19 protein-coding genes are annotated in these 19358 nt (G+C 66.3%); 15 read left to right on the top strand and 4 right to left on the bottom strand.

The features are described 5' to 3' along the window. Window positions 1–31: 31 nt before the first annotated feature. Together gatA and gatC are read right to left on the bottom strand one after the other, a co-directional pair. Entirely contained in the window at window positions 32–1516 is a 1485-nt protein-coding gene (gatA, locus tag G3572_RS12885; RefSeq protein ID WP_435530981.1) for an Asp-tRNA(Asn)/Glu-tRNA(Gln) amidotransferase subunit GatA, read from the bottom strand. A 17-nt stretch (window positions 1517–1533) separates the two neighbouring features. Continuing rightward, entirely contained in the window at window positions 1534–1821 is a 288-nt protein-coding gene (gatC, locus tag G3572_RS12880; protein WP_164612433.1) for an Asp-tRNA(Asn)/Glu-tRNA(Gln) amidotransferase subunit GatC, read from the bottom strand. Window positions 1822–1998: 177 nt separating this feature from the next. Here gatC and G3572_RS12875 point away from each other — a divergent pair, with 177 nt between their 5' ends. Next, window positions 1999–2697 (top strand): metal-dependent hydrolase, encoded by a 699-nt coding sequence (locus tag G3572_RS12875; RefSeq protein ID WP_164612431.1) that lies wholly within the window; start codon window positions 1999–2001, stop codon window positions 2695–2697. A gap of 390 nt (window positions 2698–3087) precedes the next feature. Here the strand turns inward: G3572_RS12875 and G3572_RS12870 are convergent, their stop codons facing one another. Continuing rightward, the gene (locus G3572_RS12870) at window positions 3088–3552 is read right to left on the bottom strand and encodes a nucleoside deaminase (RefSeq protein WP_164612429.1); all 465 of its coding nucleotides are present in this window, start codon (window positions 3550–3552) and stop codon (window positions 3088–3090) included. A gap of 76 nt (window positions 3553–3628) precedes the next feature. Between G3572_RS12870 and G3572_RS12865 the strand changes: the two genes are divergently transcribed. From G3572_RS12865 to dtd, 11 genes are all read left to right on the top strand, one after another. Next, the gene (locus G3572_RS12865; RefSeq protein ID WP_164612427.1) at window positions 3629–4906 is read left to right on the top strand and encodes a pseudouridine synthase; all 1278 of its coding nucleotides are present in this window, start codon (window positions 3629–3631) and stop codon (window positions 4904–4906) included. 218 nt (window positions 4907–5124) lie between these two features. Then, window positions 5125–6003, top strand: coding sequence for a 5-bromo-4-chloroindolyl phosphate hydrolysis family protein (locus tag G3572_RS12860; protein ID WP_164612425.1), 879 nt, complete (start codon window positions 5125–5127; stop codon window positions 6001–6003). A 52-nt stretch (window positions 6004–6055) separates the two neighbouring features. Further along, window positions 6056–7228, top strand: a complete 1173-nt coding sequence (locus G3572_RS12855) for a toxic anion resistance protein (protein WP_164612423.1) — start codon at window positions 6056–6058, stop codon at window positions 7226–7228. A gap of 10 nt (window positions 7229–7238) precedes the next feature. After that, on the top strand, window positions 7239–8198 hold the full coding sequence (locus G3572_RS12850; RefSeq protein WP_164612421.1) for a DUF2927 domain-containing protein: 960 nt from the start codon (window positions 7239–7241) through the stop codon (window positions 8196–8198). Window positions 8199–8240: 42 nt separating this feature from the next. Then, on the top strand, window positions 8241–9347 hold the full coding sequence (locus tag G3572_RS12845; RefSeq protein ID WP_164612419.1) for an SPFH domain-containing protein: 1107 nt from the start codon (window positions 8241–8243) through the stop codon (window positions 9345–9347). A gap of 12 nt (window positions 9348–9359) precedes the next feature. Beyond that, entirely contained in the window at window positions 9360–10457 is a 1098-nt protein-coding gene (locus G3572_RS12840; RefSeq protein WP_164612416.1) for a TFIIB-type zinc ribbon-containing protein, read from the top strand. Between the two features lie 74 nt (window positions 10458–10531). Next, window positions 10532–11785 carry a lytic murein transglycosylase gene (locus G3572_RS12835; protein WP_164612414.1) on the top strand — a complete coding sequence of 418 codons (1254 nt, stop codon included), beginning with the start codon at window positions 10532–10534 and terminating at the stop codon, window positions 11783–11785. Window positions 11786–12057: 272 nt separating this feature from the next. Next, complete coding sequence (locus G3572_RS12830) at window positions 12058–13044, top strand: phosphoribosylaminoimidazolesuccinocarboxamide synthase (protein WP_164612412.1); 987 nt, start codon at window positions 12058–12060, stop codon at window positions 13042–13044. A 48-nt stretch (window positions 13045–13092) separates the two neighbouring features. Beyond that, on the top strand, window positions 13093–14190 hold the full coding sequence (locus G3572_RS12825; RefSeq protein WP_164612410.1) for a sensor histidine kinase: 1098 nt from the start codon (window positions 13093–13095) through the stop codon (window positions 14188–14190). Between the two features lie 60 nt (window positions 14191–14250). Next, the gene (locus tag G3572_RS12820; protein WP_164612408.1) at window positions 14251–15174 is read left to right on the top strand and encodes a carbohydrate kinase family protein; all 924 of its coding nucleotides are present in this window, start codon (window positions 14251–14253) and stop codon (window positions 15172–15174) included. Continuing rightward, complete coding sequence (dtd, locus tag G3572_RS12815) at window positions 15171–15605, top strand: D-aminoacyl-tRNA deacylase (protein ID WP_164612406.1); 435 nt, start codon at window positions 15171–15173, stop codon at window positions 15603–15605. The genes G3572_RS12820 and dtd overlap by 4 nt, the downstream gene beginning before the upstream one ends. A gap of 93 nt (window positions 15606–15698) precedes the next feature. Here dtd and G3572_RS12810 read toward each other — a convergent pair whose 3' ends face one another. Continuing rightward, window positions 15699–16148: an NUDIX domain-containing protein gene (locus G3572_RS12810; protein ID WP_164612404.1), complete on the bottom strand. Its 450-nt coding sequence runs from the start codon at window positions 16146–16148 to the stop codon at window positions 15699–15701. A gap of 78 nt (window positions 16149–16226) precedes the next feature. On the opposite strand from G3572_RS12810, the gene G3572_RS12805 reads away from it, so the two are divergent. The 3 genes from G3572_RS12805 (at window position 16227) to G3572_RS12795 (ending at window position 19281) form a co-directional block, all read left to right on the top strand. Further along, window positions 16227–16961, top strand: a complete 735-nt coding sequence (locus G3572_RS12805; protein ID WP_354004026.1) for an esterase/lipase family protein — start codon at window positions 16227–16229, stop codon at window positions 16959–16961. Window positions 16962–17029: 68 nt separating this feature from the next. Continuing rightward, window positions 17030–18811, top strand: coding sequence for an aspartate--tRNA ligase (gene aspS, locus G3572_RS12800; protein ID WP_164612402.1), 1782 nt, complete (start codon window positions 17030–17032; stop codon window positions 18809–18811). Continuing rightward, a complete protein-coding gene (locus G3572_RS12795; protein ID WP_164612400.1) occupies window positions 18811–19281 on the top strand; it encodes a DUF1993 family protein in 471 nt (156 codons plus the stop codon). The genes aspS and G3572_RS12795 overlap by 1 nt, the downstream gene beginning before the upstream one ends. The last annotated feature ends 77 nt before the right edge of the window (window positions 19282–19358 follow it).

The raw sequence follows: 19358 nt of genomic DNA, 5'->3' as shown, positions 1-19358 counted from the left end.
ACAGACCCATTCAAGAATTCAGCGGCAGGAACTACCACCATTTCGCAGGTTTGGCCACAAAACCCGCCGCCCGCTCCAGCACATAGGCGTGATTGAGCAAGGCGGCCTCTTCCCACGGCCGCCCGATCAGCTGCAAGCCCAGAGGCAAGCCCTTGGAATCGAGCCCCACCGGCACCGCCACCCCGGGCAGGCCCGCAAGGTTCAGCGTCACGGTGAACACGTCGTTCAGATACATCTCCACCGGGTCCGCGCCGCCCTGCTCGCCAAGGCCAAAGGCCGAGGACGGCGTGGTGGGCGCCAGAATCGCATCGATCCCCGCCGCGAAGGCCTGCTCGAAGTCGCGCTTGATCAGCGCCCGCACCTTGCGCGCGCGGTTGTAATAGGCGTCATAGAACCCCGCCGACAGCACATAGGTCCCCGCCATGATCCGCCGCTGCACCTCGGGGCCAAAGCCTTCGGCGCGGGTCTTTTCATACATCTCGGTAATGCCATCGCCCTGCGCCAGCTTGGCGCGATGGCCATAGCGCACCCCGTCATAACGGGCGAGGTTGGAAGACGCCTCGGCCGGCGCGATGATGTAATAGGTCGGCAGCGCATATTTCGCATGCGGCAGGCTGATGTCCACGATCTCGGCGCCCGCGTCGCGCAGCATGTCCATGCCGCGGTCCCACAGCGCCGCAATCTCGGCGGGCATCCCCTCCAGCCGGTATTCGCGCGGAATCCCGATCCGCTTGCCGCGGATATCGCCGGTCAGCGCCGCCTCGAAATCCGGCACGGCCAGTTCGGCCGATGTGGAATCCTTCGCATCATGCCCCGCGATCGCGCCCAGCATGATCGCCGCATCGCGCACCGATTTCGCCATCGGCCCCGCCTGATCGAGGCTCGAGGCATAGGCCACCACGCCCCAGCGGCTCACGCGGCCATAGGTCGGCTTGATGCCGGTGATCCCGCAAAACGCCGCAGGCTGGCGGATCGACCCGCCGGTATCGGTGCCCAGCGCCGCAAGGCACAGATCGGCCGCCACCGCCGCCGCCGAGCCGCCCGAAGACCCGCCCGGTGTCAGCTTGCGCTCGTCCACCTTCCACGGGTTCACCGCAGGGCCATAGCAGGATGATTCGTTCGACGATCCCATCGCGAATTCATCCATGTTCAGCTTGCCAAGGCAGACCGCCCCCGCCTCCCACAGCTTGGTGGTCACCGTCGATTCATATTCGGGCCTGAACCCGCGCAGGATGTTCGATCCGGCCTGCGTCGGCACGCCCTTGACGGCGAACAGGTCTTTCACCCCCACCGGAATCCCGCACATGGCAGGCGCATCGCCCGCCGCAATCCGCGCATCCGCCGCGCGCGCCTGCTCCAGCGCCAGTTCCGGCGTCTTGTGCACAAAGGCATTCAGCCCGTCGCCCGCATCCATCGCGGTCAGGCAGGCCATCGTCAGGTCAACCGCCGAAACCTCGCCCTTGCGCAGGCTGTCGCGCGCCGCCGCAATCGTCCAGCCATTCGCCCCCGAAGCCATCTTGGTCATGTCCGCGCTCATTCCACCACCTTCGGCACCGCAAAGAATCCCTCACGCGCATCGGGCGCGTTCTTCAGCACGGCGGCCTGCTGGTTGCCGTCCGTCACCACATCTGCCCGCCGCTTCAGCCGCATGGGCGTGACGCTGGTCATCGGCTCGACGCCCTCCACATCCACATCCTTCAGCTGCTCCATGAACCCGAGGATCGATGACAGCTTCTCGGCCAGCGCCGGCAAGTCGGCATCCTCCACCCGGATTCGGGACAGTTTCGCCACCTTGCGGGCGGTGTCGATGTCGATGGACATGGGAAAGCCCCCTTTTTCCTGCGATGATCCGCCCCGTTTAGCCCCCCCGCCAAAAGCCTGCAAGCCCGCGCAACCGCCGCAAGCCTTGCCAAATCCGCTGCGCGCGCTCAATTCCCCCGCAGCACCTGCCGCGCGGCCTTGCAGCCCTGCGGCCTCACAGCGTCAAGGACCCCTCACATGCAGATCACATGGCTCGGCCATTCCGGCTTTCGCATCGAAATCGAAAACGCAGTCCTGCTCATCGACCCTTGGCTTGACGGCAACCCGATGTTTCCCGCCGACCGGCGGGCAGAGGCGCTTGCAGGCGTCACCCATATCTTTCTGACCCATGCGCATGGTGACCATGCCTCGAGCGTGGTGGCGATTGCCAAGGAAACCGGCGCGACGCTCGCCGCGATCCATGAACTGGCCGGCTATCTCGAACGGCAGGGCGTGGAAAAGGTCATCGGCTTCGGCAAGGGCGGCACCATCGACGCGGGCGGCGCCAAAGTGACGATGGTCAACGCCACCCATTCCTCCAGCGTCGACTTTGCAGGGGGCGATGCCATCGTCGCAGGGTCCGAGGCGGGTTTCATGATCGCGGGCGAAGATCAGGTGATCTATGTCTCGGGCGATACCGACATCATGGCCGACATGGAATGGATGGCCGATTACCACAAACCCAACATCGGCATCCTGTCCTGCGGCGGGCATTACACGATGGACATGGCCCGCGCCGCCTATGCCGCGCGGCGCTATTTCAACTTCAAGACGGTGATCCCCTGCCACTACAAGACCTTCGGCGCACTGGCGCAGGATGCCTCCGAACTCAAGGCCGGCCTGCCCCCCGGCGTGACGATGATCGAGCCGCAGGTGATGGAGCCGATCCGCCTCTGACCTCCGCCCCGCCCCTCCGGCACCCCTGAAAACCGGCGGACGGGGCAGCGGAAGGCGGGCACACCTTGCGCGGGCCATGCGGCCCGCGCGCGCTCACAGGCCGCTGGGCAAAGGCGGGCCTCATCTGCCTGCACCGCCCGGCGTCACGGCGCAGAAGGCACCGGCAAATGCCGGTGGCATGTGCCTTTCCCCGCGCGTCACAATCGTCCTTGGCCGTCACGCTATTGCCCCCCGGCGCCCGCGATACCGCGCGGGGGCCGGGGTGACGCAGAGCGGCGGCAAGAGCCCCCGAAAACAGCGCTCGGCAGACCAAAAGGTTGAAGAAACCTTAATGCCCCCGGTCCAAATCCCTGATTACAAACGGTTTTGCATCCTGTAACACAGCGGACCTCACCCCCGCCGCGCCGCAAAGAACGCCTTCAACAGCGCCTCCGCCTCCCCTGCCCCGATCCCGTCATACACCTCGGGAACGTGGTGGCACTGGGGGTGCGCAAAGACCCGCGCCCCCACCGCGACCCCGCCGCTCTTGGGGTCGGCCGCCCCGTAGTAAAGCCGCCCCACCCGCGCCGCCGCGATGGCCGCGGCACACATCGGGCAGGGCTCCAGCGTCACGTAAAGATCATGCCCCCCCAGCCGCTCCGACCCCGCCAGACGGCAGGCCTCGCGGATCGCCAGCACCTCGGCATGGGCCGTCGGATCGCTCAGCTCCCGCGTCCGGTTCCCCGCCCGCGCCACGATCCTGCCGCCGGGGGCCACCACCACCGCCCCCACCGGCACCTCCCCCCGCGCACCCGCCGCCCGCGCCTCCTCCAGCGCGATCTCCATAAACGACACGAACCCGCGTTGCTCTTTCATCTGTTCCCAAATATCCTCGGGGGTCCGGGGGCAGACAGCCCCCGGGGCTGGCCACCCCGCGCCAAGGATGACAGTCATGGCCGCCAATGAAAAGCCGCAACCCCGCACGACCGCGGCAAAGCCAAGCCAGAAACCGGCCGCATCGGGTGAGCGCATCGCCAAGGTGCTCTCCCGCGCCGGCATCTCCTCGCGCCGCGAGGCCGAGCGGCTGATCGAGGCGGGCGAGGTCACCGTCAACGGCAAGGTCATCACCTCCGCCGCCCTCAACGTCACCGCCGCCGACAAGATCACCGTGTCGGGCCAGCCCGTCGGCGCCCCCGAACCGCCGCGCCTCTGGCTCTACTACAAGCCCGAAGGTCTGGTCACCTCGGCCTCGGACGAGAAAGGCCGCGACACCGTCTTCGACCACCTGCCCGAGGACATGCCCCGCGTGATGTCGGTCGGGCGGCTCGACCTCAATTCCGAAGGTCTCCTGCTGCTCACCAATGACGGCGCGCTGAAACGGCAGCTCGAACTCCCCTCGACCGGCTGGCTGCGCAAATACAGGGTGCGGGTCAAGGGCAACCCGACCGAGCCCGAGATCGAACCCCTGCGCAAGGGCATCACCATCGACGGCGAGCGCTTTCAGCCGATGGAGGTCAAGATCGACCGCCACCAGGGCGCAAACGCCTGGCTGACCATCGGGCTGCGCGAAGGCAAGAACCGCGAGATCCGCCGCGCAATGCTGGCCATCGGCATGACGGTGAACCGCCTCATCCGCATCAGCTACGGCCCCTTCCGCCTCAACGAGATGGAGCCGGGCGAGGTCGAAGAGATCAAGCCCCGCATCCTGCGCGACCAGCTTGGCGCGCTGATCTCGGGCCAGATCGAAGAGGTGTCCGGCGCGAACGCCAAGCCCAAACCCCGCGTGCGCACCACCGGCCGCACCGCAGGCGAAGAGGACCGCCCCACGCGGGCGCCTTCGTCCCGCGCGCCTGCGACCCGCACCCCGACAGGCGACAAGCCTGTGCGCGCCCCGCGCGAAGGCGCGTCCCCCGCCAAACCCGCCCGTGCGGCAGCCGCAAAGGCCCCCGCCGCAAAAGCCCCCGGCGCGGTGGGCAGCGCGCGCGGGCGCAAGGCTCTGGGTCAACTGGCCGACAGCTGGGCTGCCGCCACGACACGGCCCGGCAGCAGACCCGGCACCAAGACCTCGGCCAAACCCGGCGCGCCAGCGGGCCGCAGCCCCGCCACAACCCGCGAGGATGCCCCTGCGCCGCCCGCCAAACCGCGCAGCCGGAAACCCTCCGCGGCCAAGCCCAGCACCCGCAACGCCCCCCGCGCCGACGGACCCAAGACGCCCCCACGGCGCAAGTGAGCCGGCATCCCCGCGCGCAAAGCCATGCGCATTGCACGACTTCCCCCGTGTCACCTCTGGCAAGGCTTTGCTGCATCGCCTATACTAAAGAGATAGGCCCGCCCGTCGCCGCGCCGCCGCCAGAATGAGGCTGATATGTCCGGAAACGGGTTGAAAACCCTGTCCTTTGTCCTGCTCATCGGCCTTGTTGCCTATGTGGCCTTCGGTGGGGGACTCTGATGGCGCAGCGATTTGGCGGAAAATTCAGCCCCGGGGCCAATCCTGGCCAGGGCAGCCCGCTGCCCCCGGCGCATCCCTTCGACGGCAAGCAGCCGCTGAAAGGGGCGGGCCGCGCCCGTTTTCTGGGCATCGCCGCCCTGCTTTTCCTGCCTGCGGCTTTCACCGGCGACCCGCGCGCGCTCATGTTCGGCCTTGCCGCAACCGGTCTCCTTCTGGCCGCGGCTTTCCTGACGCGCGAAGGGATCAAGGCCCATGCCGCCTATGATGAGCGGAAAGTCGCGCGCCGTCCGGCCTTTCCGCGCAAGATCTTCGGCGCGGTCCTCACGGGGGCCGGACTGGTGGCAGGCGGCCTGATGAACCATGAGGGCCTCCTGTATCCGCTGCTTTTCGGCATCGCGGGCGCGGCGCTGCATTTCAACACTTTCGGGGCCGACCCCATGCGCGACAAGGGCGCGGAAGGTGTTGATACCTTTCAGACAGATCGTGTCGCCCGCGCGGTGGACGAGGCTGAAAAGCACCTCTCGGCCATGCGGGATGCCATCCTGCGCGCCGGAGACCGCCAGCTGGAAGGCCGGGTGGACCGTTTCACCGCCGCCGCCCGCCGCCTGTTCCGCACGGTCGAGGATGACCCGCGCGATCTGACCGCCGCCCGCAAGTATCTGTCGGTCTATCTGATGGGCGCGCGCGACGCGACGGTGAAGTTCGCCGATGTCTACGCGCGCAGCCGCGATGCACAGGCGCGCACCGATTATCTTGCGCTGCTCGATGATCTGGAAACCACCTTCGCCGACCGCTCGCGCAGCCTGCTGAATGACAACCGCAGCGATCTGGATGTCGAGATTTCCGTGCTGCGTGACCGGCTGAAATCCGAAGCCTGACGTTACATTTCAACCAGTGCCAGACAACGGTTCAAACAGTGAGAATGATGCAATGACCCAGACCACCCGTGAACAGGCTGCCCGCACCCTGACCCAGATCGAGGAAGTCACCGCCGTCGTGCTGCCCGAACCCGGCACCGAGATCGTCGCGCTGGAAGCCGCCACGGGCGACAGGCAGGATGCGATCCGCAGCCGCATGGCCGAACTGGACATGGCCAATACGCAGTCGATCATCTCTTTCGGATCGAAAGCGCAGGCCGAACTGCAGGTCATCTCGCAGGAAATGCTGGCCGATGTGAAGAACAAGGACGCAGGCCCGGCAGGCGATTCCCTGCGCCGGATCGTGACCACGATCCGCGGCTTCAGCTCGTCCGAACTGGACATGCGCCGCGACCGCAGCTGGTGGGAAAAGCTGACGGGCCGCGCCGCGCCCTTTGCCAATTTCGTGGCGCGCTACGAAACCGTGCAAGAGCAGATCGACAAGATCACCGAAGAACTGCTGCGCCATGAACATACGCTGCTCAAGGATATCCGCGCGCTGGATATGCTTTATGAAAAGACGCTGAACTTTTACGACGAACTGGCGCTTTACATTGCGGCAGGTCAGGCCAAGCTGGATGATCTGGACGCAACCACCATTCCGGCCAAGATCGCCGAAGTCTCGGGCGCGTCCGAGGACGATCAGGTGAAGAAGGCGCAGGAATTGCGCGACCTTCGCGCGGCACGCGACGATCTGGAACGCCGTGTGCATGATCTGAAGCTGACCCGTCAGGTCACCATGCAGTCGCTGCCCTCGATCCGTCTGGTGCAGGAAAACGACAAGTCTCTGGTGACCAAGATCAACTCCACCCTGATGAACACGGTGCCGCTGTGGGAAACCCAACTGGCGCAGGCCGTGACCATCCAGCGCTCGCGCGAGGCGGCAGAGGCGGTGCGCGGGGCCAATGACCTGACGAACGAGCTTCTGACCAAGAACGCCGAAAACCTGCGCGAGACGAACCGCGTCGTGCGCGAGGAAATGGAGCGGGGCGTGTTCGACATCGCATCGGTGAAACAGGCCAATGAACAACTGATCGCCACCATCAACGACAGTCTGGCCATCGCCGATGAAGGCAAGGCCCGCCGCGCCGCCGCCGAAGCCGAATTGCAGAAGATGGAGGCCGAGTTGCGTGACACGCTGGCCTCTGCCTCCGCGCGGCCCTCCGCGTCCCAGCCCCAAGGATAAAGCCTGCCCCATGCGCCTTTCCGCCTTCCTTCGCCTGTCACTCTCGGCTCTTTGCGGGCTGGCCGTCGCAGGCTGCGTCGCCAGCCCGCAGGCCCCGCGCACCGCGCCCAAGGCTCCGGCCCGCCCTGCCCCGGCAGCGGTGGTGGTGCCGCAAACGCCCTCTTCGGCGGCGAGCGAGGCGGTGCGGCTGCATTTCGCGCGGGTGCAGGCCGACCTTCTGTCGAACGGGCTGTTGCGCACCGATGGCGGCGGGCGTGATACGCCCTTCACCGACAGGATGCTGGCGGAAAACTTCATTCGCATCGCGCTCTATGACGAGTATGTGCGCGGCGCGGGTGGCCCTATCCAGCGCCAGACCGCCAGCCGCCTGCGCCGCTGGGAAACGCCGGTGCGGGTGGGCCTGCGTTTTGGTGCCTCGGTCAGCCCGCAAAGCCGCGCCACCGATACGGCGCGGGTGCGGTCTTACCTTGCGCGTCTCAGCCGGCTGACGGGGCATCCGATCGCACTCAATGACTCCGCGCCCAACTTCATGATCTACATCGTGAACGAGGACGAACGCCGCGCGCTTGGCCCCGTTGTCAACGCCGCCCTGCCCGGCCTGTCGCAGGCCGAGCTTGCGGGCATCACCAACATGCCGCTGTCGACCTACTGCCTTGTCTATGCGATGTCCGAAGGCAGCACCGGCCGCTACAGCCGCGCCTTCGCGGTGATCCGCTCCGAGCATCCCGACCTGCTGCGCCTGTCCTGCATGCATGAAGAAATCGCCCAAGGTCTCGGCCTTGCCAATGACAGCCCGCGCGCGCGCCCCTCGATCTTCAACGATGACGAGGAATTCGCCCTGCTCACCACGCAGGACGAGTTGATGCTGCGGATGCTTTACAACCCCGCCCTGCGCACCGGCATGACCGAGGCCGAAGCGCGGCCCATCATCGAATCCCTTGCGCGCGCCCTTGTGGGCGGCGAAAGTTGATCTGCCCCGCCACGGGAAGGGCGGGCAAAAGGAGAGCTGGCAATGGTTTTTGATTTCCTCAGGGGCGAGTTCATCGATGTCATCTCATGGCTCGACGACACCCGCGACACGATGGTCTGGCGCTTCGAACGCCGGGGGCAGGCGATCAAATACGGCGCCAAGCTGACCGTGCGCGAAGGGCAGGCGGCGGTTTTCGTGCATGAAGGGCAACTGGCCGATGTCTTCGGCCCCGGCCTTTACATGCTCGAAACCAACAACATGCCGATCATGACCACCCTGCAACACTGGGATCACGGCTTCTCCAGCCCCTTCAAATCCGAGGTGTATTTCATCAACACCACCCGGTTCAACGATCACAAATGGGGCACCAAGAACCCGATCATCTGCCGCGACCCCGAATTCGGCCCCGTGCGCATCCGCGCCTTTGGCACCTATTCCATGCGCGTTAGCGATCCGGCCCTGTTCATGCGCGAAATCGTCGGCACCGATGGCGAATTCACCGCCGACGAAGTGTCGAACCAGATCCGCAACATCATCGTGCAGGAATTCAGCCAGACCATCGCCAAATCTGGCATTCCCGTGCTCGACATGGCCGCCAATACCCGCGATCTGGGCCGCATCATCACCACAGCGATCAACCCGCTGGTCGCGGAATACGGCCTTTCGCTGCCGGAATTCTACATCGAAAACATCAGCCTGCCGGATGAGGTGGAAAAGGTGCTCGACAAACGCACGTCCATCGGCATCGCAGGCGATCTGAACAAATACATGCAGTTCAACGCCGCCGAAGGCATCGCCAACCCCGCCTCGGGCGCAGGGGCGATGATGGGCGCGGGCATGGCCGCCGGAATGGGCGCCGCGATGGCACAGGCCGCGGGGCCTTGGGGCGCGCCCCCCGCCGCCCCTGCGGCCGCGGCCCCGCCGCCACCGCCGCCCCCTCCTGCCGCCGCGCCGCTCTGGCACATCGCCGAAAACGGCGCGACCAAGGGCCCGTTTGACGAAACCACCCTTGCCGCAATGGCCGCCTCCGGCCAGATCACCCGCGGCAGCATGGTCTGGACGGCCGGACAGGACGGCTGGAAAATGGCGTCAGACACCGGCCTTGCCCGCCTGTTCGACGGGGTCCCCCCTCCACCGCCCGCCCCGTGACAGGCGCAGATCATGCCTGAACAGGAACACCGCTGGCCCTGCGAACGCTGCGGCGCAGACCTGCGTTACTCTCCCGGCGACACCGCGCTGAAATGCGCGCATTGCGGCCATGTGCAGGCCCTGCCTGCGCTGCCCCCGGCCCGCGAAACGGCGCTGGAAGAACTCGACCTGGCCCTTGCCCTGCAAAACGACCTGCCCCCCGCCGAGATGGAAGAGGTGCGGATCACCCCCTGCCCCTCCTGCGGGGCGCAGGTGGAATTCAAGGGGGCAAAACACGCCACCGAATGCCCGTTCTGCGCCAGCCCCGTCGCCATCGGCACCGGCACGCAGCGCCTGATCAAACCCCAGGCCGTGCTGCCCTTCGCCATCACCGAACGGCAGGGGCGCGAGGCAATGACGGCATGGCTCGGCAGCCTGTGGTTCGCGCCCTCGGGGCTGGTGGACTATGCCCGCAAGGGCCGCACCCTGTCAGGGCTTTACGTTCCCTACTGGACCTATGATGCCGCCACCCGCAGCCGCTATTCCGGCGCACGCGGCGAATTCTATTACGAAACCCGCACCGTCACCGTGCAGGTGAACGGCAAGAACGAGCGCCGGCAGGAACAGGTGCGCAAGACCCGCTGGCACGCCGCCGCAGGCTGGGTGTCGCGCCGCTTCGATGATGTGCTGGTGCTGGCCAGTGCCTCGCTGCCCCGCCGCTACACCGATGCGCTTGCCCCGTGGGATCTGGGCGCGCTGGTCCCCTACACGCCCGATTTCCTCGCCGGTTTCACCGCCGAGGGCTATACCGTCAGCCTCGCCGATGGCCACGACATCGCGCGCGACATCATGGCCGCCCAGATCGCCGAGGATGTGCGGCGCGACATCGGCGGCGACGACCAGCGCATCGACCAGATCGACACCGCCTATGCCGCCGAAACCTTCAAGCATATCCTGCTGCCGATCTGGATGGCGGCCTATAAATACAATGGCAAGACCTACCGCTTCGTGGTCAACGGACAGACCGGAAAGGTGCAGGGCGAGCGCCCGTGGTCGGTCTGGAAGATCGCCTTTGCGGTGATCCTTGCCGCCATCGTGATCGGCGGCATCGCGTATCTGGGCCAGATGTAGCGCCACCGCGTCTTTCCGTTGCCGCCGCAATCGTTTAGCATCCGGCAACAATAAAAGGCGAGAAGGGGCAGATCATGCAGGTAAAGCGGCGCGCGTTCATTTTGGGTCTGGGTGCCTTCGGCCTGTCCGCCTGCGTGGGCGGCGGCGGCAGCACCTCGGGCGGCACCGTCTCCCGCGCGGCCGATCCGGGCATGTCTCCGGTGCCGAACGCAGGCTTCGATGCCTGGGTCAACGCCTACAAATCCCGCGCCGCCGGGCGCGGCATCGCCCAATCCACCCTCGACAGCGCCTTCCGCTCGGCAGGCTTCCTGCCCGGCGTGGTCGAGCGTGACCGCAACCAGACCGAATTTACCCGCACGCTGGAAGATTACCTCGCCATCGCCGCCAGCCCCGACCGCATCGCCAAGGGCCGCGCCGCCCTCGCCCGCCACCGCGGGACGCTGGCCGCCGTAGAGTCCCGCTACGGGGTCGAGGCAGAGGTGGTCACCGCCGTCTGGGGCCTCGAAAGCCAGTATGGCGAACGCCGCGGCAGCATTCCCGTGATCTCCGCCCTTGCCACCCTCGCCTATGACGGACGGCGCGGCGCGTTCTTCGAACAGCAACTCACCGCCGCCCTGCGCATCCTGCAGAACGGCGACACCACCCCCGCCAACATGACCGGTAGCTGGGCCGGCGCGATGGGCCACACCCAGTTCATCCCGACGAGCTATCTGGAATATGCCGTCGACTTCACCGGCGATGGCCGTCGCGACATCTGGTCGGAGGATCCGACCGACTCCCTCGCCTCCACGGCCGCCTACCTGTCCCGCGCGGGCTGGCGCAAGGGCCAGCCCTGGGGCATCGAGGTGCGCCTGCCCGCGGGCTTCAACACCGCGATCACCGGACGCGGCAAGGGCCGCAACCCGGCGGACTGGTCGGCGCTCGGCGTCGCCACCGCCGACGGCGGCCGCCTGCCCAACCACGGCTCCGGCTCGATCCTCCTGCCGCAGGGCGCCAACGGCCCGGCCTTCCTGATCTTCAACAATTTCAACGCCATCGCCCGCTACAACAACGCGGTGAACTATGTGATCGGTGTCGGCCACCTGTCCGACCGGCTGCGCGGCGCAGGCCCCTTGCGCGCCAGCTTCCCGCCCGATTCTGCCGGGTTGACGATGGCCGACCGGCAAGACCTGCAACGCCGCCTGACCGCCGCCGGCTTTGACACCGAAGGCAGCGACGGCGTGATCGGCGCAAAAACCCGCGCCGCCATCGAAGGCTTCCAGCGCGCGCGCGGCCTGCCCGCCACAGGCGAGCCGTCACTCGCCCTTCTGCAAATGCTGCGCGGCTGACCCTGCGGACGGGGGGCTGTCTGCCCCCCGCACCCCCCGAGAGTATTTGGAAAGCAGCAAAGCATAAGAACGCCCTGCTTTTGCAGCTTTCAATATACTCCCCGCGCGGAGCGCACCGACCGAGGAGACGCGCGGCACGCGCGCGACGAGACAAAAACAATGCGGCGCAGCCGCTCCTTCAGATCACGCCCGGCGACCTGCGCGCAACGCTGGGCCGTTGACTCCCCGCCCGGCCCGCGCAATAGCGCAGTATATCCCGACCGGAGGCTTTGATGCTCGATCTGTCCCGCGTTCTGCCGCATGCCCGCATCCCCGAACTGCCCAATCCCTATTTCGGCAAGGTGCGCGATTGCTATGACCTGCCCCCCGGTGACACATATCCCGACCGCCGGCGTATTCTGATCTCTTCGGACCGCATCAGCGCCTTTGACCGCATCCTCGCCGCGATCCCCTACAAGGGTCAGGTGCTGACCCAGACCGCGCGCTACTGGTTCGACACCACCGCCGACATCTGCCCCAACCACGTGCTGGGATATCCTGATCCGAATGTGGTGATCGGCCGGCATGTCACCATCCTGCCTGTGGAAATCGTCGTGCGCGGCTATCTGGCGGGCACCACCTCTACCTCGGTGCTCACGCAGTATCGCGCCGGACACCGCCGGATGTATGGCCACCAGCTTCCTGAAGGGCTTCGGGACAATCAGGTTTTGCCGCAGCCGATCATCACCCCCACGTCCAAAGCCTTTGATGGCGGCCATGACCTCCCGCTCACCCCCGATGACATTCTTGCCCAGGGCCTGCTCACCGCAGCCCAGTGGGAGGAGATTTCGGCCCATGCCCTTGCCCTGTTCGACCGCGGCCAACAGATGGCGGCTGCCCGTGGCCTGATCCTGGCCGACACCAAATATGAATTCGGCGTCGACGAGGCGGGCCGCATCCTGCTCGCCGATGAAATCCACACACCCGATTCAAGCCGCTACTGGCGCGCCGACGGCTATGTCGCCGCCTTCGAGGCCGGAAGCCGCCCGCCCAGCTTTGACAAGGATGTGGTCCGCGCCTGGGTTGCCGCCCGCTGCGATCCCTACACCGACCCGATCCCCGAAATCCCCGCCGAGATCATCTCCCAGACCGCCCATGTCTATATCGAAGCCTTCGAGATGATCACCGGCCAGCGGTTCCTTCCCGATACCTCGGGCCCCACACCGCTCGACCGCATCCGCGCCAACCTCTCGCCTTGGTTCGAGCCGCCGCTCGCTTGACAAGCGCCCCACGCTGGATACCCTTGGCCAGAGCAGGAGGAGCGGGTGATGGGGGCATGGATGGGCGATCCGGAAGATCACCTCGCCGTATCGCTTGCGGGCGGGGGCGAGACCGACCTGCTGCTTTCCCTGCTCGCTGCCTCTCAGGATTGCGTAAAGCTGCTGGAGCCTGACGGCACGCTTGCCTTCATGAGCGTCAATGGCATGCGCGCGATGGAGGTCGACAGCTTTGACAGCATCGCGGGTCGCCCCTGGCCAGTCCTGTGGCCTGCAGCCGCACATGGCAGGCTGCAAGAGGCACTGTCCCGTGCGCGGGCCGGCCAGAAATCCAGCTTCGAGGCGGCCTGCCCGACCGCGAGGGGAGCCCCCAGATGGTGGCATGTGTCGGTCATTCCGATCCGCTCGGCAAGCGGCGCGCTGCACAAGATCCTTGCCGCCTCCCGCGATATCACCGAGCGCGTCCTGCGGGAACAGGCGCAACAAGAGCATGCGGCATCGCTGGAACAGGCGCTTGCCGAAAAATCCGATCTGCTGGCACAACGCGATTTCCTGATGCGCGAGGTCGATCACCGCGTGAAGAACAGCCTTGCGCAGGTCTCTGCCATCCTGCGCCTTCAGGCCCGCCGTGCACCGCCCGACGTGCGCCGGGCGCTGGAAGAGGCGGCGCAGCGCGTCGCCGCGATCGCCCGCGTGCACGAGCAATTGCAATCCAGCGATGATCTGCGCAGCATTCCGGTCCTTCCGCTGCTGGAGCGGCTTTGCGCCGAGTTCGCGCTCTCGCTCGACCGCGTGATCACGCTCGCGCCAGAGGAAGGCACCGAGCGGATGGTGATGCCATCCGAACGTGCCTCGGCGCTCAGCATCATCCTTGGCGAGTTGGTGGCGAATGCGGTGCGTCACGGCACCGGCACCGGTCCGGTCATCGTGCGCCTGTCCCGGACCAGCCCTGCCACCGCCCGCCTTTCGGTGGTCAACGCGGCCTCCGGCCCGCGCCCGACTGTGCAAACCGGGCGGCAGGGCCTCGGCACCACCATCTGCCAGACCTATGCCGCCACGCTCGACGGGCAGCTTGACTGGCATTTCGCGGCAGGCCATCTCACAGCCACGCTCGATTTCACGCCCGGCAAAAACGACTGTTTGCGCTAACAGCCAAAGGCCGGATATACTGGCGCACCACCATTTCCCTGACCCGTGCCGGAGGCCCCGATGATTCTCAGCTGTGGCGAAGCCCTGATTGACATGCTGCCGCGCCGCTCCACCGAAGGAGAGGCCTGCTTTGCCCCCTATGCGGGCGGGGCCGTGTTCAACACCGCCATCGCGCTTGGCCGTCTTGGCGCGCCATCAGCCTTCTTTTCCGGCGTCTCGACCGACATGCTGGGCGAAATTCTGGCCGAAACGCTGCAAGCCTCGCAGGTGGATATCCGCTTCCTTGCCCGCTCCGACCGCCCCACCACGGTGGCCTTCGTCAAGCTGGTGAACGGTCAGGCCACCTATGCCTTCTATGACGAGGCCACCGCCGGTCGCATGCTCTCGCCCGACCAGTTGCCGGACCTTCCCGCCGAGATCGGCACCCTGTTCTTCGGCGGCATCTCGCTGGTGAACGATCCTGCCGCCAGCACCTATGAGGCGCTGCAGGCGCGCGAAGCCCCGGGCCGCGTCACAATGATCGATCCCAACATCCGCCCCGGCTTCATCGCCGGCCAGGAAGCCCCGTATCGCGCCCGGATCGAGCGGATGATCGCCCGCGCCGATATCGTCAAACTGTCCGACGAAGACCTGCACTGGCTGATGGGGCCGGGCGACATCACAGCGCTCGCACGGCGCATCATCGCCAGCGGGCCGAAGCTCGTGTTCATCACCGAAGGCGCTGCCGGAGCGCGTGCCGTCACCGCCACGCAAGACCGTTTCGTGGCCGCCACCGCCGTCACCGTGGCCGATACCGTGGGCGCGGGCGATACCTTCAACGCAGGTGCGCTCGCCGCCCTCTCCGGCGCCGGGGCGCTTACCAAAACCGCCCTTGCGGCCCTGCCCGATGCCACGCTCGATGCCGCCCTCTCGCTTGGCACCCGCGCCGCCGCCATCACCGTCAGCCGCGCCGGAGCCAATCCGCCCTGGGCGCACGAACTGTGAGAGCGCTCGTCCAACGCGTCAGCAGCGCCTCGGTCCGCGTCGATGGCGCGCTGGTCGGAGAGATCGGCGCCGGCCTCCTGATCCTCGTCTGCGCCATGCAGGACGACAGCGAGGCGCAGGCCGAAGCGATGGCCGCCAAGATCGCCAAGCTGCGCATCTTCAAGGATGACCAGGGCAAGATGAACCGCTCGATTCTCGACACCGGCGGCGCGGCGCTGGTCGTGTCGCAATTCACCCTTGCCGCCGACCTGCGCGGCAACCGCCCCGGCTTTTCAACCGCCGCCCCGCCCGAGACGGGCAAGCGGCTCTACGAACATGTCACCCGCAGCCTCGCCGCCCTTGGCATCCCCACTGCCAACGGTCTCTTTGGCGCAGATATGGCGGTCAGCCTCGTCAATGACGGTCCGGTCACCATCTGGATAGACCTCTGACCCTGCATATTTGCTGCTTGTCCAAATACTCTGGGGGTCCGGGGGCAAAGCCCCCGGGGCCGCAGCCTGCCAGGCCTTTCAGAACCATGCCTCTCAGCGCACCAATAGCTCCAGCGGGTCATAAAGGCTCTCGCCCACCCCCCACGCCGCCTCGGGCAAAGTGTCGGGCTTGAACCGGATCGCCGCCATCTCCGTGCGGGAAAAGAACCGCCGCTCGGTCACCACGCCCTCGGGGTCGCGCCAGCTGTCGCTGATCCGGCCCGCCACGACCGTGCAGCGGAAATAGAGATCAACCTGGTGAAAGCCGCGCCGCGGGTCGTGAAACTCGTTCACAAGGCAGGGCGCGCCCACCGCAATGCTCAGGCCTGTCTCCTCCCAGACCTCGCGGATCAGGTTGTCATGCAAGGATTGCCCCACCACCGCGCCGCCCCCCGGAGCGCACCACAGGTCCGACACGCCGCCGCGGAACGCGTTCACCAGCAAAAGCCGGTCATCCTCGAGGATCAGCGCACGGGTGGCAAGGCGGGGCGAGCGGTTCGACATGGCCCCACCCTGTGACGTTGCGCGCCATTTGTCCACTCCCCCTTGGCAAAGCTGCGGCGCAGCGTCATTTTCCACCCCATGATGCGCGCCCTCTCCCTTGCCCTTTTCCTGCTGGCGACCCCCGCCAGCGCCGATTGCGTCGTGCTGCTGCACGGGCTGGCGCGCAGCGAGGCGTCGCTGATGCCGATGGCGCAGGCGCTTGAAGGCGCGGGCTTTCGCACGGTGAACCAGCCCTACCCCTCGACCTCCGCCCCGATCCCCGATCTGGCGGGTTTTGTCGACGAAGGCATCGCCGAATGTGCCCTCGCCCCCGGCGAAAAGGTGCATTTCGTCACCCATTCGATGGGCGGCATCCTCGTCCGCGTCCTGCTGGCCGATCACCGCCCCGCCGACCTTGGCCGCGTGGTCATGCTGGCCCCGCCAAACCAGGGCTCGGAACTGGTGGATGCCCTCGGCACCATCCCGGTATTCGACTGGGTCAACGGCCCCGCGGGGCAGCAGCTTGGCACCGGCGAGGCTTCGGTGCCCCGCGCCCTGCCGCATCCGGATTACCCCTTGGGCATCATCGCCGGAAACCAGTCGCTCAACCCCGTCTATTCCAGCCTGATCCCCGGCCCCGATGACGGCAAGGTCAGCGTCGCCTCCACCATGGTCGACGGCATGACCGCCCACCTGACCCTGCCCGCCACCCACACCTTCCTGATGATGAACCCGCTTGCCATGCGCCAGACCATCCTCTTCCTGCGCGAGGGCCGCTTTGACGCCAGCCTTACCTATGCACAGGCCGTCGAGGCGCTTATCCTGCAGGACTAGCTTGACTTCGCCCGCGCCAAGGGGTGTATCGGCGCGATGACGCCTGAACCCTTGAAAGGGGAATACCGATGCACGCCTATCGCAGCCATACCTGCGCCGCCCTGAACAAAAGCAATGTGGGTGAAACCATCCGCCTGTCGGGCTGGGTGCATCGGGTGCGCGATCATGGCGGCGTGCTGTTCATCGACCTGCGCGACCATTACGGCATCACGCAGGTTCTGGCCGACAGCGACAGCCCGGCCTTTGCCGCCATCGAAAAGGTGCGCGCCGAATGGGTCATCCAGATTGATGGCCGCGTCAAGGCCCGCGACGCCGCTCTGGTGAACCCCAAACTGCCCACCGGCGAGATCGAGGTCTATGCCACCGGCCTCACCGTTCTGGGCGAGGCGGCAGAACTGCCGATGCCGGTCTTCGGCGAAACCGAATACCCCGAGGAAACCCGCCTCACCTACCGCTTCCTCGACCTGCGCCGCGACGGCATGCACCGCAACATGATGCTGCGGTCAAACGTCGTGCGGTCCTTGCGCAACCGCATGTGGGACATGGGCTTCAACGAATTCCAGACCCCGATCATCACCGCCAGCAGCCCCGAAGGCGCGCGCGATTTCCTCGTGCCCTCGCGCCTGCATCCGGGCAAGTTCTACGCCCTGCCGCAGGCCCCGCAGCAGTTCAAACAGCTGATCATGGTGGCGGGCTTTGACCGCTATTTCCAGATCGCGCCCTGCTTCCGCGACGAAGACCCCCGCGCCGACCGCTCGCCCACCGACTTCTACCAGCTCGACATCGAGATGAGCTTTGTCGAGCAGGAAGACGTCTTCGCCGTGGTCCAGCCGGTCATCACCGGCCTGTTCGAGGAATTCGCCCCGCACAAGACCGTGTCGAAGGACTGGCCGCGCATCGCCTATCGCGACTCGCTCCTGTGGTATGGCTCCGACAAGCCCGACCTGCGCAACCCGATCAAGATGCAGGTGGTCAGCGAGCATTTCCGCGGCTCCGGCTTTGCGGTCTTTGCCAAACTGCTGGAGCAAGACGGCACCCAGATCCGCGCCATTCCCGCGCCAAAGGGCGGCAGCCGCAAGTTCTGTGACCGCATGAACGCCTTCGCCCAGCAACAGGGCCTGCCCGGCATGGGCTACATCTTCTGGCGCGAGGCCGAAGATGGCTCGGGCACGGAAGCCGCAGGCCCCTTGGCCAAGAACATCGGCCCCGAGCGCACCGAAGCGATCCGCCAGCAGCTTGGCCTTGGCATGGGCGACGCCGCCTTCTTCCTTGGCGGCAAGCCCGAGGCGTTCGAGGCCGTTGCAGGCCGCGCGCGCAACGTGATCGGCGAAGAACTGGGCCTGACGGAAAAAGACACCTTCCGCTTTGCGTGGATCGTCGATTTCCCGATGTATGAGAAGACCGACGACGGCAAGATCGACTTCAGCCACAACCCCTTCTCCATGCCGCAAGGCGGGATGGAGGCGCTGAACGGCGACCCGCTGGATGTCTACGCCTACCAGTATGACCTTGCCTGCAACGGTTATGAACTGATCTCGGGCGGCATCCGCAACCACAAGCCGGAAATCATGTTCCGCGCGTTTGAACTGGCGGGCTATCCGAACAGCGAGGTCGAGAAACGATTCGGCGGCATGGTCAAGGCGTTCAAATACGGCGCCCCCCCGCACGGCGGCTGCGCGGCGGGGATCGACCGCATCGTGATGCTCTTGGCCGATACCACCAACATCCGCGAGGTCATCATGTTCCCGATGAACCAGCGCGCCGAAGACCTGCTGATGAACGCGCCTTCGGAACCCACCAACGAGCAGTTGCGCGAACTGCGTCTGCGCGTCCTGCCGAAAGACGCGTGATGTATACCGCCACCGTCCCCGTCTTTCGCCACTATCTCGGCCAGATGGCCGCCATCGTGGAGAAAGCGGGACGGGCGGCGATGACGGCGCAGATCGGCGACAGTTTCAGCGCAAGCCAGCATTTTGCCACCGCCGCAGGTTTCACCCTGCGCATTGCCTGCCCGCTGGCAGGGCGGCCTGTGCCTGATCTGCCCACGGCGCTCGCCCCGCGCATGGCAGTCGCGCGGGCAACGCTCGGGGCGATGAAACCCGCCGAATTCGATGGGGCAGAGAGCCGCACCATCTCCCATCGCGCAGGATTTACCGATCTGGAACAATCCGCGCCGGATTTCCTGTTCCTCTACGGGCTTCCCAACTTTTTCTTTCATGTAACAATGGGTTACGCCTCACTTCGCGCCGCAGGCCTGCCCTTGGGCAAAGGTGATTTCGACGGGTTTCACAGCTATCCGGCCGATTTTCGCTTCGATTGACGCCGCCCTGCCGATGACAGCCGATGCAAAGCGCCCCGCTTTGTGTGTATCATCAGCCGACCCATCCCAAGGCCCGA

It is taken from the genome of Pseudotabrizicola algicola (genome assembly GCF_010915705.1).
Lineage (GTDB): Bacteria > Pseudomonadota > Alphaproteobacteria > Rhodobacterales > Rhodobacteraceae > Pseudotabrizicola > Pseudotabrizicola algicola.
The sequence above is the reverse complement of the archived record's forward strand: the minus strand, read 5'-3'. Positions and strand labels throughout refer to the sequence as shown.

Bases quoted from the DNA above. Each gene is read 5' to 3' on its own strand.
- gatA (WP_435530981.1), bottom strand. From the start codon at position 1,516: ATGGCTTCGGGGGCGAATGGCTGGACGATTGCGGCGGCGCGCGACAGC.
- G3572_RS12835 (WP_164612414.1), top strand. From the start codon at position 10,532: ATGCAGGTAAAGCGGCGCGCGTTCATTTTGGGTCTGGGTGCCTTCGGC.
- G3572_RS12830 (WP_164612412.1), top strand. From the start codon at position 12,058: ATGCTCGATCTGTCCCGCGTTCTGCCGCATGCCCGCATCCCCGAACTG.
- G3572_RS12820 (WP_164612408.1), top strand. From the start codon at position 14,251: ATGATTCTCAGCTGTGGCGAAGCCCTGATTGACATGCTGCCGCGCCGC.
- G3572_RS12850 (WP_164612421.1), top strand. From the start codon at position 7,239: ATGCGCCTTTCCGCCTTCCTTCGCCTGTCACTCTCGGCTCTTTGCGGG.
- G3572_RS12870 (WP_164612429.1), bottom strand. From the start codon at position 3,552: ATGAAAGAGCAACGCGGGTTCGTGTCGTTTATGGAGATCGCGCTGGAG.
- G3572_RS12855 (WP_164612423.1), top strand. From the start codon at position 6,056: ATGACCCAGACCACCCGTGAACAGGCTGCCCGCACCCTGACCCAGATC.
- aspS (WP_164612402.1), top strand. From the start codon at position 17,030: ATGCACGCCTATCGCAGCCATACCTGCGCCGCCCTGAACAAAAGCAAT.
- G3572_RS12805 (WP_354004026.1), top strand. From the start codon at position 16,227: ATGATGCGCGCCCTCTCCCTTGCCCTTTTCCTGCTGGCGACCCCCGCC.
- G3572_RS12875 (WP_164612431.1), top strand. From the start codon at position 1,999: ATGCAGATCACATGGCTCGGCCATTCCGGCTTTCGCATCGAAATCGAA.
- G3572_RS12840 (WP_164612416.1), top strand. From the start codon at position 9,360: ATGCCTGAACAGGAACACCGCTGGCCCTGCGAACGCTGCGGCGCAGAC.
- G3572_RS12810 (WP_164612404.1), bottom strand. From the start codon at position 16,148: ATGTCGAACCGCTCGCCCCGCCTTGCCACCCGTGCGCTGATCCTCGAG.
- G3572_RS12825 (WP_164612410.1), top strand. From the start codon at position 13,093: ATGGGGGCATGGATGGGCGATCCGGAAGATCACCTCGCCGTATCGCTT.
- G3572_RS12865 (WP_164612427.1), top strand. From the start codon at position 3,629: ATGGCCGCCAATGAAAAGCCGCAACCCCGCACGACCGCGGCAAAGCCA.
- G3572_RS12860 (WP_164612425.1), top strand. From the start codon at position 5,125: ATGGCGCAGCGATTTGGCGGAAAATTCAGCCCCGGGGCCAATCCTGGC.
- gatC (WP_164612433.1), bottom strand. From the start codon at position 1,821: ATGTCCATCGACATCGACACCGCCCGCAAGGTGGCGAAACTGTCCCGA.
- G3572_RS12795 (WP_164612400.1), top strand. From the start codon at position 18,811: ATGTATACCGCCACCGTCCCCGTCTTTCGCCACTATCTCGGCCAGATG.
- G3572_RS12845 (WP_164612419.1), top strand. From the start codon at position 8,241: ATGGTTTTTGATTTCCTCAGGGGCGAGTTCATCGATGTCATCTCATGG.